The following is a 15,606-nucleotide window of genomic DNA, read 5'->3' as shown; positions in this document are numbered from 1 at the left end:
ATGCGCAGTGCCCGGCAGACGACCGCCGCCTTCGATGTCGACCAGCTCACCGCCGAGGTCGAAGGCGACCCGCAGGCCACCCGGATCCTCGACGCGGCCCTGGGCGAGTTCCGCGACCACGGCATCGACCGGGTCCGCATGGAGCACATCGCCCGCCGCGCCGGCCTGCACCGCGCCACCGTCTACCGGGCCTTTCCCAGCAAGGACCTGCTGGTCACCACCGCGCTGACCAGGTGGCTGCAGCGCGTCCTGTCCGGCATCACCACTGCCGTCGCCGATCACACCGACGTCCGCGACCGCGCGGTCGAAGGCTTCGCCATCGCCCTGCGCACCCTGCGCAACGACCCGCTCACCAACCGCATCCTGCTCGCCGACGAAGGCGGCCAACCCTTCGTCATCACTTACGGCGCGACGCTTCTCGCCGCCGCGCGCGCGTTCTTCGCCGAACAACTGCGCCGGGCCGACGATCTCGGCGACATCGATCCCGACGCCTCCGCCGAGATCGCCGCCCGTCTCTCCCTCACCCTGCTGCTCATCCCGGACAGCTACTTCTCGCTCGAGACCGACGAAGACGCCCGCGTCTTCGCCCGCCGCCACCTCATTCCCACCGCCATCCGATAGCACCGGCCAGAGGCGAGAGTTCACTTGGCGCCGTCGGCGCCCGAACATTCGTCGGCGGATCGAAATGCCCTGCCCCGCCGTACTTCGCGTCGTTCGCACACCGATCGGTAGTCTCGAGCGGGTGAGTAGCTGGGTGCGCCGGAAGTTCCACGGCATCGGACGAATCGATCGAGTGATCGGCGGCGCGGTCGCCGAGCTGCCCGCCTCGGCCGTCGACCACGGCTTGTTGCGGATCACCAGCAGTGCCAACTTCAGCGGGCTGTGGCTGGCTCTCGCGGGACTGCTCGCCACCCGGCAGGGTGCGCCGCGGCGCGCCGCGTTCCGTGGCGTCGTCTCGGTCGCGGGCGCCAGTTTCCTCGTCAACGTCGTTCTCAAGTCGCTGGTCGCTCGCCGCCGCCCCGCAGCCGAACTCTTGCCCGTGCACCGGCGACTCTCCCCCGCCCCGACCTCTTCTTCTTTCCCCTCTGGTCACAGTGCCTGCGCTGCGGCATTCGCCACGGCGGTCGCTCTGGAAAGTCCCCGTACCGCACTGGTTGTCGCCCCGCTTGCGGCCACCGTCGCCTATTCGCGGGTGCACACCGGCGTGCACTGGAGTTCCGATGTGCTCGTGGGAGCGGCAGTGGGTTCCGGTGTCGCACTCGCCACCCGGCGCTGGTGGCCGGTGCGCGAATCGGATGAGGCGCAGGCCCGCCCGGTCCGCGAGGTCCCCGCGCTGGTGGAGGGCAAAGGGCTGGTGGTCATGGTGAATCCGATTTCCGGCGATCCGAACTACGATCCCACCGACGACGTCGTCGCGGCGCTGCCCGCCGCCACCGTGCTGCGCACCCGAGCCGATCTGGACTGTGCCGAACAGCTCGAGCAGGCCATCGCCGAACACGGCGAACCGGTTATGGCCGTCGGCGTCGCGGGCGGCGACGGCACGGTGGCCGCTGTGGCCGCGGTCGCGCTGCGCCACGAGCTGCCCCTGGTCGTCATTCCCACCGGCACGCTCAACCACTTCGCCCGCGACCTCGGCGTCTACGATCTGCGCGAGGTGATCGACGCCACCGGTATCGGCGAGGCGGTCGCGGTCGACATCGCCGGAGTCGAGTGCGAGGACGAAACCGGTTCGCGCACGCGGCACCTGATCAACACCGCCAGTCTCGGCACCTACCCGGATCTGGTGCAGCTGCGCGAGAAGTGGCAGTCACGCTGGGGCAAATGGCCCGCCTTCGCCGCTGCGCTCGTGGTCACCCTGCGCCGGGCCGAACCGATCGAGATCTGCCTGGACGGGCGCTGGCAGCGGGTGTGGTTCCTGTTCGTCGGCAACGGCCCCTACCATCCGCACGGGGCCGTGCCCGCCTTCCGCGACCGGCTCGACGCCGGACTGCTCGACATCCGCTGGCTGCGCGCCGATCTGCGCTGGTCGCGCACCCGCGCGGTGCTGGCGCTGCTACTGGCGGCGATCGGTCACAGCAAGGTCTACGGCGAGCGCCAGCTACCCGAATTGTTCGTGCAACTCCCCAAGCCGGAGGCATTGGCCACCGACGGCGAGGTGGTCGGCAAAGCCAGCCGCCTGCACTTCACCATCGCTGGCCAGCTCGCGGTCTACCGCCGCGACGAATCCAATCCGCTCTGGGCCGACCGCAGCCGCCCCCATCACCGCCGAGCCCCTTGGCTGCGGGACGCGTTCCGGGCCCGCCTCCCGTTTCAGCGTCGAGCAGGCGAGGACTGAGCGAGTACTCGCCGGTTCGCTTACCTCATCGAGCGCAGCAACCCGAGTTCGGGCTCCAGCGCGCCATCCTGGCCCAGGGACAGGAAGTCCGCCTCGACCGCGGCCCGCTCCAGGACCCCAGCCCGCACCGCCTGGTAGCGCACCACCGACCAGACGAAGACATCGAGGTCGTCGAAGCGGGTGCCTTCCTCGACGACTTCCTCCTCGTGGAACCAGATTCCGATCTGCCCGTTGGTGAGCACCACGTACAGGTTGCCGCCGCCGTCCGCGCCGATGGAGTACACGTCGTCGTCGGTGAGTTCGGTCTCGTAGTCGGAGTCGCGGATCCCGCAGCTATCGGCCGCGAAGTCGAATCCGTATGACCAGGAGTAGATGTCGAGGAACTGCGGCATCCGCCCCGAGCGCACCCGGCGATCGAAGGCCGCCAATGCCGCCGCGTCCGCGGGGGCCAGCCGTTCGAGGAAGGGCGTCACGGGCCGGGTCCCTTCCGGCACGGCGACCGAAGGCCGACCGGGAAACCATCGCGCCAGATCGGCGTCGAAGTCGCGCTCGACATAGCCCGTCAGGTCGTCACGAGTAAGTGGCACAGCCGAATCCTAGACGCCCCCAATGATATTCACCGAAGCGGCAGGGAGATGGAGTAGCTCGCGGTCGCCCTTCCCGCAATGGGACCCGGACAACCGCTGCGGATCCCGGAAGCACACGTCGATCGTCATCGGACGGTTAATCCAGTTGACCTCGACGGTGCGGCAATGTTCAGTGTCACGGGACATGACGATCACCGTTCTCGATACCTACTCGGCGATGAAAGAGATCCTCCGGGCTCCCGCCGCGGATCGCGCCGCCTTGCTGCACACGATGCTCGAGCCCGTGACGGGCATGTACCGGTACTTCCCCGGAGACGTCGACCTGGTTGCCATGCATCATCATTCGTCCGGGTTTCCGCTGGACCGTGACGCGGAGCGCTGTCTCGACGCGCTCGAGACGCTGGCGGCCGCCGGGGCCTGGGACCGGATCCGTCGCGCTCTGGACGACGCCGTCGCCGTGCAACTGGCGGCGACGCCGAAGCTGGAGGTCCCGGACATCACCGTGCTGTTCGTGCTCGGCGACCCCGGCGACGCCCACTTCATGGGTCCCGCCCTCGGCTTGACCGGCAGCGGCGGAATCTCCGGCTACATCGTCATCACGCTGTGGCCCTTCCCCGAGAACGTGCAGCGACTGGAGGCGTCCGTCGTGCACGAACTCAACCACAATCTGCGCTACGGCCCGGGTGGGGTCGTCTGGGACCCGGCGACCGTCACGGTCGGCGAGCACGTGGTCTCCGAAGGCTTGGCCGATGCGTTCGCCCGCCAGCTCTACGGCGACGAACTCGGCTACGCGCGCATCGGCGTGCCCCATCTACGCGACGACGCGGTCTTCGCCAAGGTCGTGTCCGGACTCGGCGTGACCGGCATGCAGAACTTCACGGCGTGGGTGCACGGCGACGCGACCGCGGAACGGTTCGGCGCTGCCCCGGTCGGGTTGCCCACCGGGGCCGGTTACGCCGTCGGCAACAGGCTGGTCGACGCCTACCTGGCGGCGACGGGCCAGACCGCCGCACAGGCTCTGCACGCTCCCGCCACGGCGATCATCAATGCCGCGCTGCACCGAGAGGGCTGATCACCGGTAGCGCGATGCGGGCTAAGCTCCTGCACCTATGGCACTCAGCGCGACACTGCACAACTTCGCCGTCCACCTGGCCGACGTCGATCGGGGCGTCTACCAGGAGTTGGAGTTGCGGGTAGCGCGGCATCCGTCCGAATCCGCCGAGTTCATGCTGACGCGCGTGCTCGCCTATTGCCTCGAGTACGAGGAGGGCATCGGCTTCAGCGACGGCGGGGTGTCCTCCACCGACGAGCCCGCGGTGCTGGTGCGTGATCTCACCGGACGCCTCACCGCCTGGATCGAAGTCGGCGCACCCGACGCGGAGCGCGTGCATCGAGGCAGCAAGCTGGCCGAACGCGTCGCCGTCTACACCCACCGCGACCCCGCCAAGGTGCTGGCGCAACTCACCGGCAAGCGCATCCATCGCGCCGAAGCGATTCCGCTGTACAGCTTCGATCGCGACTTCATCGATTCCGCCGTCCCGGCCATCGAACGGCGCAACACCATCACCCTGTCGGTCACCGAACGCCTGCTGTACCTGGATCTCAACGGCACCGGGCTGAGCACATCGATCGAGGAGCACCGGCTCGGATAGGCGCCCCCGGACAGCAGAGGTCATCCCCGTTCGATCGCGCGGCCGAGTAGGTACGGATCGTGTGCGTTGACGAGGAGGAGGTCGGGCTCGGCGGCTGCCCATAGCTGGGCCAGCCGTCGGTGGTTGGCCCGGACCTTATGCCAGTCGTGGGCGACGACGCGTTCCATCGCGGTGAGCGCTCTGGGCGCGGAGTCGGTGCCGTCGAGTTGGCCGTGATGATAGAAGGAATCCCCCACGTGCAGGATCCACTGCTCACCGGCGTCGACCGCGACGGCGGCGTGACCGCGGGTGTGGCCGGGCAGGTTGATCAGCACGATGCCTGCCGCGATATCGGTGAGCTCCTCGGCGCCGGGGAAGCCGCGCCACGACTCGCCGGAACTCGGCTCGTGCTGAACGAGCGCCGGGTTGTGGGCGCGTTGCGCGGGGCGGTAGCGCTCTCGTTCGATCAGCGTCCGGGGATGCCGCGCGGCGAACGCTTCCGCGTTCGTCAGATGCACTCGGGCCCAGGGAAAGTCGGCGAGACCGCCGGTGTGGTCGGTGTCGAAGTGGGTGAGCACGATGTGCCGGACATCGTCCGGGGCGTAGCCGAGTTGCCGGATCCGGTTGATCGCGGCTTCGTCCGGATCGAAGGCGGGGCGGACGTAGAAGCGGCCCCGGCCGAAGCGCCGGGTCGGTGCTTCGGCGTCGCGCAGGCCGATGCCGGTATCGATCAGGACGAGACTGTCGTCGGTCTCGATGAGCAGGACGTGGCAGACCAATCCGCCGGGCGTGGCGGGCGGTCGCATCGTGCCGCAGTTGAGGTGATGGACTCTCATCCGCCGGATCAGGCCGTGAGGTCGGCGGGTTGGGTGTCGACCAGCCGTGGGTCGGGGTTGCTCGACATGGCGAGCAGTCCGCGCAGGCTGCGGATGACCAACGGCCATGTGCGCGGGTTGCGCAGGTTCAGGCCGCCGATGAGCTGTCGCAGCAGCGACAGCGTGTCGAAGTAGATCCGCTCGATGATCAAGTTCTGGTCGTCGTCGAAGACGAAGTACGCCGTCATCCGGGTGCGGTGCCGGGAGCCGGTGGGCGGAATGGGGCCGAGCGGTCCCGAATGCGTGCCGAGCAGCCAGAATTCGACGATGACCGCGTCGGCGCTGTGGCGCAGGGCGATGATCTCGTGATCCTGATCGGGGAAGGCGACGCGCGTGTCGTGGTAGTAGCCGCGGACCTCGGCGTCGCCGTCGTGGACGGTGAGGGTGGGAATGATCTCGTAGTGCGGATGCGGGAACGTGGCCAGCACGTCGTCCCACTCCTGCCGCACCTCGTCGTGGAAGTGGTCGAGGACGAGCTTCTCGCGGGCCCGCAGCACCTCGATGGGCGGGATGGCGAAACCGTCGGTCATGGATTCTCCTGCGGGTTCGGCGGTGGGTGATCGCACCGTGGGTGAAGGTGGGAAATCGCCCAGGTGATCGACACGCGAGCCGACGCTCGCCAGGTCCAGCACCTCACCGTGTCCCCATGGCAGCTGCATCCGACATCCCATCTCGCACATTAATCCCACGTCGTGGAATTAATGTGCAGAGTAAACCCACAGTGTGGAAATACGCAAGGGTAGGGAACAATGAAGGCCATGACAGGTCCGGCCACCTCGACCCCACCCGCGAGCGCGCCCCGCCGGGGACGGCCGCCGAAGGCCGAAACACAGCTCTCACGTGCGGCGATACGGGAGGCCGCCCTCGCGGTGATCGACGCCGACGGCATCGGCGCCGTGAGCATGCGCACCGTCGGTCGCGTGCTCGGCGTGGACGCCAAAAGCCTCTATCACCACGTCGCGGGCAAGGACGACCTGCTCGACGCCATCGCCGAGCACATCCTCGGGCAACTGCGGGTGCCTGCGCCGACGGACTCTGTCGAAGACGACCTGCGAGCGCTGGCGCACGAGTTCCGCCGGGTCACGCTCTCGCACCCGCAGGCGGCGATTCTGGTCCTGACCCGTCAGCTGTCGTCGCAGGCCGGCCTCGCGCCGATCGAAGCGGTCCTCACCGTGCTGCGCCGAACCGGGAACTCCGCCGAAGAAGCGGTGCACCTACTGCGTACTCTGCTGGCCACCCTGGTCGGAACCCTGCTCCGCGAAGTCTCCGCGGGACCGACGTTCGGCACCAGCGACGCCGACGGAATCGCCGAACGAGAGCGCAGCCTCGAAGCGTCCGGGCTGCCCCAGGTCGTCCTCGCCGCCCCCCACTTGGCGCGCTTCGACCGCGACCGCGAATTCGACTACACCGTCGATCTTCTCGTCCGCGTCGTCACTTCTCGCCTCGACACCGCCGAGTAGCGAGGGGATTCGATCTTCCGATCGTGGCACGACTCATCGGATGCGGCGTTCGCATTCTTCGAACGCGGCTCCCGTTTCGAAGCAGTCGTAGAGTCCGCTCTGAATGTCACCACTGGTAGGCGGCTCGCCGCAGAGAACCCCGCAGCGCTGGTAGTTCGGGACGCGGGCGCCGTCCGACCCGAAGCAAGCGTCACTGCCGCAGGCGTAGTCGCGCGTGTTGGGATCGAGCGGAATCGGGTCCCGACGGTAGGACCACACGTACGCGTCGGTGCGCTGCACCTGCGTGCAATAGACGGTCCGGCCGTCGGCGAGGCGGCCGACCGCGCCGTGCTCGTAGCAGTAGTCGTTCAACTCGACCGCAGGATCTCCCGAGGACTGCGTTCCACCCGACCCGGACGGCACCGGCGCGGCCGCCGAGGTCGCGAAGATCGTGGCCAAAAGCGTCACCGCCCCGACGACTCCCACGGCCAGTCGACGCCGCACCCCTCGCTCAACTGGTCGAGGCATGCCGTCCTCCCTTCCTCTAGCTCCGACGAGCCACCGGACCATACACCCCGCGAGGGGCACATGAGCGAGAACTCTTCTCGGGGTTCACCAACCATCCGCACTAGAAGAGGAAGTAGCGTTGGGCCATCGGGAGTTCGGTGGCCGGGTCTTCGCGCCAGACCTCGCCGTCGATGCGGACGGTGAAGGTGTCCGGCTCGACTTCGATGCGCGGCATGGCGTCGTTGTGCGGCAGGTCCGTCTTCGTCACGCCACGGACGTTGCGCACCGGCACGAGTCTGCGCTGGACCCGCAGCCGGTCGGCGAGGCCGTCCTCGATCGCCTGCTCGGAGACGAAGTGCAGCGAGGTCGCGGCCGCGGCCGCCGCAGCGGCGCCGAACATGGGGCGCGGCAACACCGGCTGTGGCGTCGGGATGGAGGCGTTGGCGTCGCCCATCGCGGCCCAGGCGATCGCCCCGCCCTTGAGCACCGCGTGCGGGCGGACGCCGAAGAACGCGGGCTCCCACAGCACCAAGTCGGCGAGCTTGCCGACCTCGACCGAACCGATCTCGTGGTCCAGGCCGTGCGCGACGGCGGGGCAGATGGTGTATTTCGCGACGTAGCGCCGCACCCGGGCGTTGTCGGCGGCGCCGTCGCCCGGCAACGGGCCGCGGCGGCGCTTCATCACGTGCGCGGTCTGCCAGGTGCGCAGCACGACCTCGCCGATGCGGCCCATGGCCTGCGAGTCGCTGCCGATCATCGAGATGGCGCCGAGATCGTGCAGCAGATCCTCCGCCGCGATGGTGGAGGGGCGGATGCGGCTCTCCGCGAAGGCCAGATCCTCCGGGATCGACGCGCTCAGGTGATGGCACACCATGAGCATGTCCAGATGCTCGTCGAGGGTGTTGACGGTGTGCGGGCGCGTCGGGTTGGTCGAGCTGGGCAGCACGTTGGGATGGGCGGCGACGGTGATGATATCGGGCGCGTGCCCGCCGCCCGCACCCTCGGTGTGGTAGGCGTGGATGCCGCGGCCCGCGATCGCCGCCAGGGTGTCCTCGACGAAACCGGCCTCGTTCAAGGTGTCCGAGTGCAGTGCCACCTGCACCCCCGCCGCGTCGGCCACGGTGAGGCAGGCATCGATCGCGGCGGGCGTGGAGCCCCAGTCCTCGTGCAGCTTGAACCCCGATGCCCCGGCGCGCAATTGCTCCCACATGGCCTCGGCGCTGACGGTGTTGCCCTTGCCGAGCAGCACGATGTTCACCGGCCAGGCGTCGGTGGCCTCGAGCATCCGCGCCAGATGCCAGGCGCCGGGCGTCACGGTGGTCGCCTTGCTGCCCTCGGCCGGACCGGTGCCCCCGCCGATGAGGGTGGTGATGCCGCCGCCGAGCGCCTCCTGGAGCAGCTGCGGGCAGATGAAGTGCACGTGACAGTCGATCGCGCCCGCGGTGAGGATGCGGCCGTTGCCCGCGATGATCTCGGTGGACGGGCCGACGACCAGGTCCGGGTGCACCCCGGTCATGGTGTCCGGGTTGCCCGCCTTGCCGATCGCGCTGATCCGCCCATCGCGAATCCCGACATCCGCCTTGATGATTCCCCAGTGATCGATGATGACCACGCCCGTGATGACGGTGTCGGGAGCGCCCTCGGCACGCGTCGCGCGGGACTGTCCCATGGATTCGCGCAGCACCTTGCCGCCGCCGAAGACGGCCTCGTCGCCCGCGCGCCCCGGTCCCCCGCTGCGGTCCTCGGTGATCTCGATCAGCAGATCGGTGTCCGCCAATCTGATCCGATCGCCCGTCGTCGGCCCGAACAGCTCGGCGTACCGCGCCCGGCTCAGCTCACTCATCGCGTCCTGCCTCCTGAGCCCGCGTACGAATTCCCGCATACCCCGGCCGGGCACCCGGACTAGTCATCGAGACGGCCCGGTGGGGTCAGGGAGATCCCGTGGACCTCGCGGGCGCCGCCCAACGGCACGAGCCGGACGCGTTGACCGAGACCGGGTTCGAACCGCACCGCGGTCCCGGCCGGGATGTCGAGCCGACGGCCGTGCGCGGCCGCTCGGTCGAAATCCAGCGCCGCGTTCGCCTGGGGGAAGTGCACATGGCTGCCGACCTGCACCGGCCGGTCGCCGGTATTGATCACGTCGAGCTCAAGACGATCCGCGCCGGAGTTCAGTTCGACGACGCCCTCGGCGCAGAAGTATTCGCCGGGAATCATGCCGGACCTCGACTCGCTCCGCGCAGAACCTCGCTCGGGTAGCGCATACCGCCCGCCTAACCGATCGGGTGGTGCACGGTCACGAGTTTGGTGCCGTCCGGGAAGGTCGCCTCGACCTGGACGTCGGGGATCATCTCCGGCACCCCTTCCATCACGTCGGCGCGGGTGAGGACCGTCCGCCCCGACGACATCAGCTCGGCGACGGTGCGGCCGTCGCGCGCGCCTTCCAGCACATGGTCGGTGATCAGCGCCACCGCCTCCGGGTGGTTCAGCTTGAGTCCGCGGGCCTGCCTGCGCCTTGCCAGCTCGGCGGCGTAGCTGAGCAGCAGACGTTCCTGCTCGTGCGGTGACAGTCGCATCCGGGCTCCTCACCGGTTCGCAGTGGCAGGTGACGGACATTCTGGCACGCCCGTTCCGCCGTCGCCGGACGAGCGCTCAGGAACGACGCGGCAGATTCTGCAGCCGCACCTGGCCGCGGGCCACGGTGCGCCCCTCCTCGTCGGTGATGACGACCTGCCACAGCTGCTGCAGCCTGCCGCGATGCAGCGGGGTCGCCTCACCCGACAGCGTGCCCTCGCGCACCGCGCGCAGGAAGTCGGTGTTGTTGTTCACGCCGACCACCGTGCCCTGGTCACCGAACCAGACGCCGCCTGCGATGCTGGCGAGCGTCTCGATGACGGTGCAGTACACGCCGCCGTTCTGGATGCCCGCGGGCTGGTACAGATGCGGCTTGACCACCCACTCGCCGCGCACGCGGTCGGGGCTCAGCTCGGTGTAGCGCAGGCCGATCAGGTCCGCGAAGGTGCCTTCGCTGTAGGCGTTCATCTGCTCGGGCGTGACATCCGCCAGCGAGCCGACCTGCTGGGTCTCCTGCTGTGTCATGTAATCACTGTCGCACAGCACGCACCGCCCGCCGTGCGGGCCTCACCCACCGGCCAGCGTGACCGCCCGTCCGTTCAACGGCTGCGTCGGCCGATTGCTGTGCGCGAACAGCGTCCGGTACCGGTCCGCGTCGGCGGTGTTCACCGCGACCGGACTGCCCAGCACCGTCCACGAGACGCCCTCGCTGCACGGCGGGGTGGTGAGCGAACCCTGATAGCGGTATTGATCGGCGACACCCGGCAGCATCGAGCGCAGGTCGATCGGGCCCGGCACGACGGTCGCGGCGTCCACCGCCTGCGGTGCGACCGAGAGGATCGGCGCGAAGGCCGACGGTCCCGGCGCGGCTTGCAAGAGCACGGCGAGCACGGCTACTTCGCCCGCCGCGCTCTTGTGCACGAAGTGCGCTTCCATCGTCGTGCCCACGCCGTCCACGGTGTGTTCGCTCGGCAGATGGAAATGGAACTGCGCGAGTTCGAACGGCACGCCGTCGACGACGACGCGATTCCCGTTGCCCGCCGGGAGATTCGCCTGCACGGTGTGCCCGTTGTTCAGCAGGGCCACCGCGGGCACGGAGTGATAGTCGATGGTGATGTGTTCGGACAGTTCGAGCCGGGCATGCCCCGGGAGATCGACGGGCGACTGCTGATGGCCGCTCTTGCAGGTCAGATAGTCCCGATCCAGATCGGCCCAATGGTCGGGGCCCTCGGCGTCGTAGTCCCAGTGCGGCGCGACGTGCGGGGGCGGGGGCGCCGGGCTGTGCGCCTGCTGCGCGCCGGAACCGCAGGCGGGCAGCAGGAGTACCGCGGCAAGCACGGCCAGCAGGGACCGGGAGGGTCTGATGGTGGGCAAGTGGCACAACCCCTCGAGCTACCGGTGAGCCATCGTGAACGCCTGCGCGGCAAGGCGAACGAGCGTATCGACGGCTCGGATAGGGCGCGCGGCGGTGCGCGCCGATGATCGCGACACAGCACCGGCGCATCCGCGGCGCGGCGGTGACCCGCCGGGGACAGCCGGACGACGAATACCCTTGGTGTGCAGCGGGTTCAGCGTTCGTGTCGGCGTCAGCGTAGATCCGGGACCGGCGGCGCGCCAGAGCCGGGCGACGTACTTCACATCGGAACAGAGCGGCGGGCCCCACCCGAGGTGGAGCCCGCCGCGGCACGGGATCGGGGGTCACCGCAGCCCTCGGGACTCTCTCGCGATCCGTACGCCGAGTATGAGTATAGGTCAGGCTTACCTAACTAGGCAATACCCCGAGCGGCGCACCGGAAGTCCACGTCCGGCCATGGCCGCCAGCAGTCCCTGCCCCCGCCGCACCCCGGCAGCGGAATCGGTCCGAGCGAGATCGGGCACGTAAGTCGAAGCGCCCGCAACGGATTCACCGACCAGAGACCAGAACCGGCGGGCGCTCAAACCCGAGCAGCGTGCCATGTTCTGCTGAACGACGGTCAGCGCCGACTCGCAACGATGCGCGAGCCAGACGTACATCGCCTCCGGGCAGGGCAGAGCGACCACGCCCGCCTCGCCGGCCAGCGGATCGCCGTCGAGCACGCGAATCGTGGTGTCCGACAGCCCCGCCCAGTCGATTCCGCCATCGTTGTCGGTATGAATCCAGAGGTTCTCCAACCCCGGGTCCCACGCCCGCCCCTCCGCGACGAGCAAGGCGACCACCCGTCCGACGATCGCGTGGATCAGGGCCGTGGCAACCACTTCCGCCGCGATGTCGGCACTGATCATCTCCGCCGCGTGCCGCCGGTACATAAGTTCGACGCGCCCCTCGCGCACGCCGTCCGACAGCTGCCACCAGCGCCGTTTGCCCTGCTCGGCCATCGCCGCCACGGCGTATACCCGCGGATGTTCCGGTTGCAGCGCGCGGAGCCGGGCACAGGCGCGGCCGAACGCCGTCGTGGATCGATATGGCGTGGTGATGAGCTCGGTCATCGGACCTCCTCAGGAGTCGGCTCCGTCGCGCGGCGCGGCGGACAATCGGCCATGCCCGTTAGTCAGCGAAAGATAGGTTAGGCTTACCATTCTTAGCAACCGTACCGCTGATTTCAGGAGCACCTCGTCGCTGTGACCTTCCTTGCCACCGTGCGGAGGCGACGTCTCTGCGGACTTCTCGTCTCGACCGTCCTGCTCCTGCTCGCCGTACTCGCCGGCGTGGCGGTCGGCGCGCGCTCGCTCGCGCCGGGAACCGTGTACGACGCCGTGCACCATGCGCTCACCTGCCCCGGCGGCCCCTTCACGTGCGCGGCCGACTCCACCGAGGAACAGATCGTGCGCGCGCTGCGGCTCCCCCGCACCGCGCTGGCGCTGGTCTGCGGATCGGCCCTGGGCATAGCGGGCGCGCTCATCCAGGGCTACACCCGCAACCCGCTCGCCGACGCCGGGCTGCTCGGACTCAACGCAGGCGCAGCGTTTCTCGCGGCGCTGAGCGTGTACCTGTTCGCCTTCAGCGCGCCGGAGGAATACATCTGGTTCGCCTTCGCCGGAGCGCTGATCGCCGGACTGGTGGTGTTCGGCACCGCCTCGGTGGGTGGCGGCAAAGCGAGCCCGCTGAGCCTGGTGCTCGCCGGCGTCGCGATCACCGCGTTCCTGCAGGCGATGACGAACGCCGTCGTGCTGTTCGACGCGCAGGTGCTGGACACCTACCGATTCTGGGTGATCGGCACGGTCGCAGGCCGCGATGCCGCGGTGTTCTGGCAGGTGCTGCCATTCCTGGCGGTAGGCGTGCTGCTGGCGGTCCTGGCAGCGCCCGGACTGAACCTGATCGGCCTGGGCGAGGACGTCGCGCGCGGGCTCGGCGTGCATATCGGCCGGGCCCGCGCACTCGGGCTCGCGGCCATCGTGCTGCTGACGGGCGCGGCGACAGCGGCCGTCGGGCCGATCGCCTTCCTCGGTCTCGTCGTTCCGCATCTCGCGCGGATATGCACGGGACCGGACTATCGGTGGCTGGTCCCGTATTCCGGCCTCTTCGGCGCATTGCTGCTGCTGATCGCCGATGTGGCCGGACGTCTGGTCGCCCGCCCGGGCGAGCTGGAAGTGGGTGTGATGCTGGCCGTGCTCGGCGTGCCGTTCTTCCTCGCATTCGTCCGCAGGCGGAAGCTGGTGAACCTGTGACGATTTCGCGGCGAACCACGAATGCGCGACCCGCTCTGCGCGTCGGCCCGGTGTCGGCGGTATTGCGACCGCGGATGGTGCTGATCGTCGCGATACTGATCGTGCTGGCGCTCGGACTCTTCTGCCTGGACATCGTGGTGGGCGAATCCCACCTGCCACCAGCGCGCGTGCTGGACGTGCTGACCGGCGGCGGCACCAGGGCACAGCGGTTCATCGTGCTGGAATCCCGGCTGCCGCGCGCGCTCACCGCGCTCGTGGTCGGCCTGGCGCTCGGACTCTCGGGCGCGATCACCCAGTCCATCCTGCACAACCCGCTGGCCGCTCCGGACATGCTCGGCATCACCTCGGGCGCGAGCCTGGCCGCGGTCGCCGTGCTGGTCACCACCGGCGCGAACACCGGGCTGGCCGCTTCGGTCGGCGCGCCGCTGGCGGCGCTGGCGGGTGGTCTGCTCACCGCCGCGGCCATCTACCTGCTCGCCTGGGGCCGCACCTCCACCGGCGCTTACGGCGCCACCGGGCTGCGACTCGTGCTGATCGGCGTCGGAGTCAACGCCCTGCTGATGGCGGGCATCAACTGGCTGCTCACCCGCGCCGGCCTGGCCGACGCCCAGCGCGCGCAGCTGTGGCTGAACGGATCGCTCAACGCGGCCGACGCCGCCCATCTGGCGCCCGCGACGATCGCCGCGGGCGTCGCCGCTCTCGTCGCGCTGGTCTCGGCCCGCACCCTCGCCGCGCTGCGCCTCGGTTCGGACACCACGCGCGCGCTCGGGGTGCGGATCCAGACCCAGCAGGCCATCCTGATCGGTGCGGCCGTCGTCGCCGCCTCGGTGGCCACCGCCGCGGTCGGGCCGGTCGGTTTCGTCGCCCTCGCGGCGCCGCAGATCGCGCGACGCCTGTTGCGGACCCCGGGCGAACCGCTCGTCGGCTCCGCCGTGTTCGGCGCCATCCTGGTGGTCGGCGCGGATATCGCGTCCCGCACGCTGTTCCCGGTCGACCTGCCCGTTGGCGTCGTGACCGCGGCATTCGGCGGCCCGTTCCTGCTGTATCTGCTCGTGCGTATGAACCGGAAGGCGACGCTGTCATGACGATCGCGGACATCACCACACCCGACGCCCCAGGGCAGGCGGGCGCTCCGGAGCACCGGCTCGGCGCCGAGGGCGTCACGCTCGGCTACGGCGACCGCGTGGTCGTCGACGGGTTGAGCTTGACCATCGCCCCCGGCGTGGTCACCACCGTCATCGGACCGAACGGTTGCGGGAAGTCGACCCTCCTGCGCTCGCTCGGCCGCCTGCTGCGCCCGCGGGAAGGCCGGGTCCTGTTGGACGGCAAGGCCATTTCGACGATGAAGACCAAGGACGTCGCCCGCATCGTCGGCATGCTGCCGCAATCGCCGGTCGCTCCGGAAGGACTCACCGTCGCCGATCTGGTCACCCGCGGACGCCACCCGCACCAGTCCTGGTTCCGGCAGTGGTCGGGCACCGACGAGTCCGAGGTGACGACCGCGCTGGCACAAACCGGGATCGCCGACCTCGCCGACCGCGCGCTCGACGAGCTGTCCGGCGGCCAGCGCCAGCGCGCCTGGATCTCCATGGCGCTGGCCCAGGGCACCGACATCCTGCTGCTCGACGAGCCGACCACCTACCTGGATCTGGCCCACTCGATCGAGGTGCTCGACCTGGTCGACCGGTTGCACGCCGATCTGGGCCGCACCGTCGTCATGGTGCTGCACGATCTCAACCTCGCGATCCGCTACAGCGACCAGTTGGTGGTCATGCGCGACGGGCGTGTCGTGGCCGCGGGCGCGCCGGAGGAGGTGATGTCGGTCGAGCTGCTGCGCGAGGTGTTCGACCTGGACGCCACGGTGCTCGAGGACCCCGTGTCGGGCCGGCCGATGATCGTGCCGATCGGCGCGAGGCACGTGCGCGGAAAAGTGGGCGGACCTGCCGCGACGGCAGCCGAAACCGCGCGCTATGAGAAATGACACACCAGCTACTTCATAGTTACGACACCCTGTAG

General features: G+C 69.4%; 18 protein-coding genes. 8 read left to right on the top strand and 10 right to left on the bottom strand.

Features of this window, described 5'->3' with window-relative positions:
- Both IU450_RS23975 and IU450_RS23970 read left to right on the top strand, forming a co-directional pair.
- Entirely contained in the window at positions 1-621 is a 621-nt protein-coding gene (locus IU450_RS23975; protein ID WP_195151994.1) for a TetR/AcrR family transcriptional regulator, read from the top strand.
- 121 nt (positions 622-742) lie between these two features.
- The gene (locus tag IU450_RS23970) at positions 743-2,335 is read left to right on the top strand and encodes a bifunctional phosphatase PAP2/diacylglycerol kinase family protein (protein ID WP_324197788.1); all 1,593 of its coding nucleotides are present in this window, start codon (positions 743-745) and stop codon (positions 2,333-2,335) included.
- 20 nt (positions 2,336-2,355) lie between these two features.
- Here IU450_RS23970 and IU450_RS23965 read toward each other — a convergent pair whose 3' ends face one another.
- A complete protein-coding gene (locus tag IU450_RS23965; protein ID WP_195151992.1) occupies positions 2,356-2,922 on the bottom strand; it encodes a hypothetical protein in 567 nt (188 codons plus the stop codon).
- 184 nt (positions 2,923-3,106) lie between these two features.
- Between IU450_RS23965 and IU450_RS23960 the strand changes: the two genes are divergently transcribed.
- Positions 3,107-3,994, top strand: coding sequence for a DUF2268 domain-containing protein (locus IU450_RS23960; protein WP_195151991.1), 888 nt, complete (start codon positions 3,107-3,109; stop codon positions 3,992-3,994).
- Between the two features lie 37 nt (positions 3,995-4,031).
- Positions 4,032-4,574: a YaeQ family protein gene (locus IU450_RS23955; RefSeq protein ID WP_195151990.1), complete on the top strand. Its 543-nt coding sequence runs from the start codon at positions 4,032-4,034 to the stop codon at positions 4,572-4,574.
- Positions 4,575-4,594: 20 nt separating this feature from the next.
- Here the strand turns inward: IU450_RS23955 and IU450_RS23950 are convergent, their stop codons facing one another.
- On the bottom strand, positions 4,595-5,389 hold the full coding sequence (locus IU450_RS23950; protein ID WP_195151989.1) for an MBL fold metallo-hydrolase: 795 nt from the start codon (positions 5,387-5,389) through the stop codon (positions 4,595-4,597).
- Positions 5,390-5,397: 8 nt separating this feature from the next.
- Positions 5,398-5,958 (bottom strand): ester cyclase, encoded by a 561-nt coding sequence (locus IU450_RS23945; protein WP_195151988.1) that lies wholly within the window; start codon positions 5,956-5,958, stop codon positions 5,398-5,400.
- 228 nt (positions 5,959-6,186) lie between these two features.
- On the opposite strand from IU450_RS23945, the gene IU450_RS23940 reads away from it, so the two are divergent.
- Complete coding sequence (locus tag IU450_RS23940) at positions 6,187-6,888, top strand: TetR/AcrR family transcriptional regulator (protein ID WP_195151987.1); 702 nt, start codon at positions 6,187-6,189, stop codon at positions 6,886-6,888.
- A 33-nt stretch (positions 6,889-6,921) separates the two neighbouring features.
- Here IU450_RS23940 and IU450_RS23935 read toward each other — a convergent pair whose 3' ends face one another.
- The 7 genes from IU450_RS23935 to IU450_RS23905 form a co-directional block, all read right to left on the bottom strand.
- Positions 6,922-7,395: a hypothetical protein gene (locus IU450_RS23935; protein ID WP_195151986.1), complete on the bottom strand. Its 474-nt coding sequence runs from the start codon at positions 7,393-7,395 to the stop codon at positions 6,922-6,924.
- Positions 7,396-7,495: 100 nt separating this feature from the next.
- Complete coding sequence (locus IU450_RS23930) at positions 7,496-9,217, bottom strand: urease subunit alpha (RefSeq protein WP_195151985.1); 1,722 nt, start codon at positions 9,215-9,217, stop codon at positions 7,496-7,498.
- A gap of 59 nt (positions 9,218-9,276) precedes the next feature.
- Positions 9,277-9,588: an urease subunit beta gene (locus IU450_RS23925; protein ID WP_195151984.1), complete on the bottom strand. Its 312-nt coding sequence runs from the start codon at positions 9,586-9,588 to the stop codon at positions 9,277-9,279.
- 56 nt (positions 9,589-9,644) lie between these two features.
- Positions 9,645-9,947, bottom strand: a complete 303-nt coding sequence (locus IU450_RS23920; protein WP_040778027.1) for an urease subunit gamma — start codon at positions 9,945-9,947, stop codon at positions 9,645-9,647.
- 76 nt (positions 9,948-10,023) lie between these two features.
- Positions 10,024-10,413 carry a PaaI family thioesterase gene (locus tag IU450_RS23915; RefSeq protein WP_227955040.1) on the bottom strand — a complete coding sequence of 130 codons (390 nt, stop codon included), beginning with the start codon at positions 10,411-10,413 and terminating at the stop codon, positions 10,024-10,026.
- 99 nt (positions 10,414-10,512) lie between these two features.
- On the bottom strand, positions 10,513-11,319 hold the full coding sequence (locus IU450_RS23910; protein ID WP_228835024.1) for a carbonic anhydrase: 807 nt from the start codon (positions 11,317-11,319) through the stop codon (positions 10,513-10,515).
- A gap of 384 nt (positions 11,320-11,703) precedes the next feature.
- Positions 11,704-12,411, bottom strand: coding sequence for a hypothetical protein (locus IU450_RS23905; protein ID WP_195151983.1), 708 nt, complete (start codon positions 12,409-12,411; stop codon positions 11,704-11,706).
- Positions 12,412-12,543: 132 nt separating this feature from the next.
- Here IU450_RS23905 and IU450_RS23900 point away from each other — a divergent pair, with 132 nt between their 5' ends.
- The 3 genes from IU450_RS23900 (at position 12,544) to IU450_RS23890 (ending at position 15,571) form a co-directional block, all read left to right on the top strand.
- Entirely contained in the window at positions 12,544-13,590 is a 1,047-nt protein-coding gene (locus IU450_RS23900; protein WP_195151982.1) for a FecCD family ABC transporter permease, read from the top strand.
- A 74-nt stretch (positions 13,591-13,664) separates the two neighbouring features.
- Entirely contained in the window at positions 13,665-14,675 is a 1,011-nt protein-coding gene (locus IU450_RS23895) for an iron chelate uptake ABC transporter family permease subunit (protein ID WP_195152175.1), read from the top strand.
- Positions 14,672-15,571: an ABC transporter ATP-binding protein gene (locus tag IU450_RS23890; protein ID WP_195151981.1), complete on the top strand. Its 900-nt coding sequence runs from the start codon at positions 14,672-14,674 to the stop codon at positions 15,569-15,571. The genes IU450_RS23895 and IU450_RS23890 overlap by 4 nt, the downstream gene beginning before the upstream one ends.
- Positions 15,572-15,606: the final 35 nt, after the last annotated feature.

The organism is Nocardia abscessus, from assembly GCF_015477775.1.
Lineage (GTDB): Bacteria > Actinomycetota > Actinomycetes > Mycobacteriales > Mycobacteriaceae > Nocardia > Nocardia abscessus_A.
The sequence above is the reverse complement of the archived record's forward strand: the minus strand, read 5'-3'. Positions and strand labels throughout refer to the sequence as shown.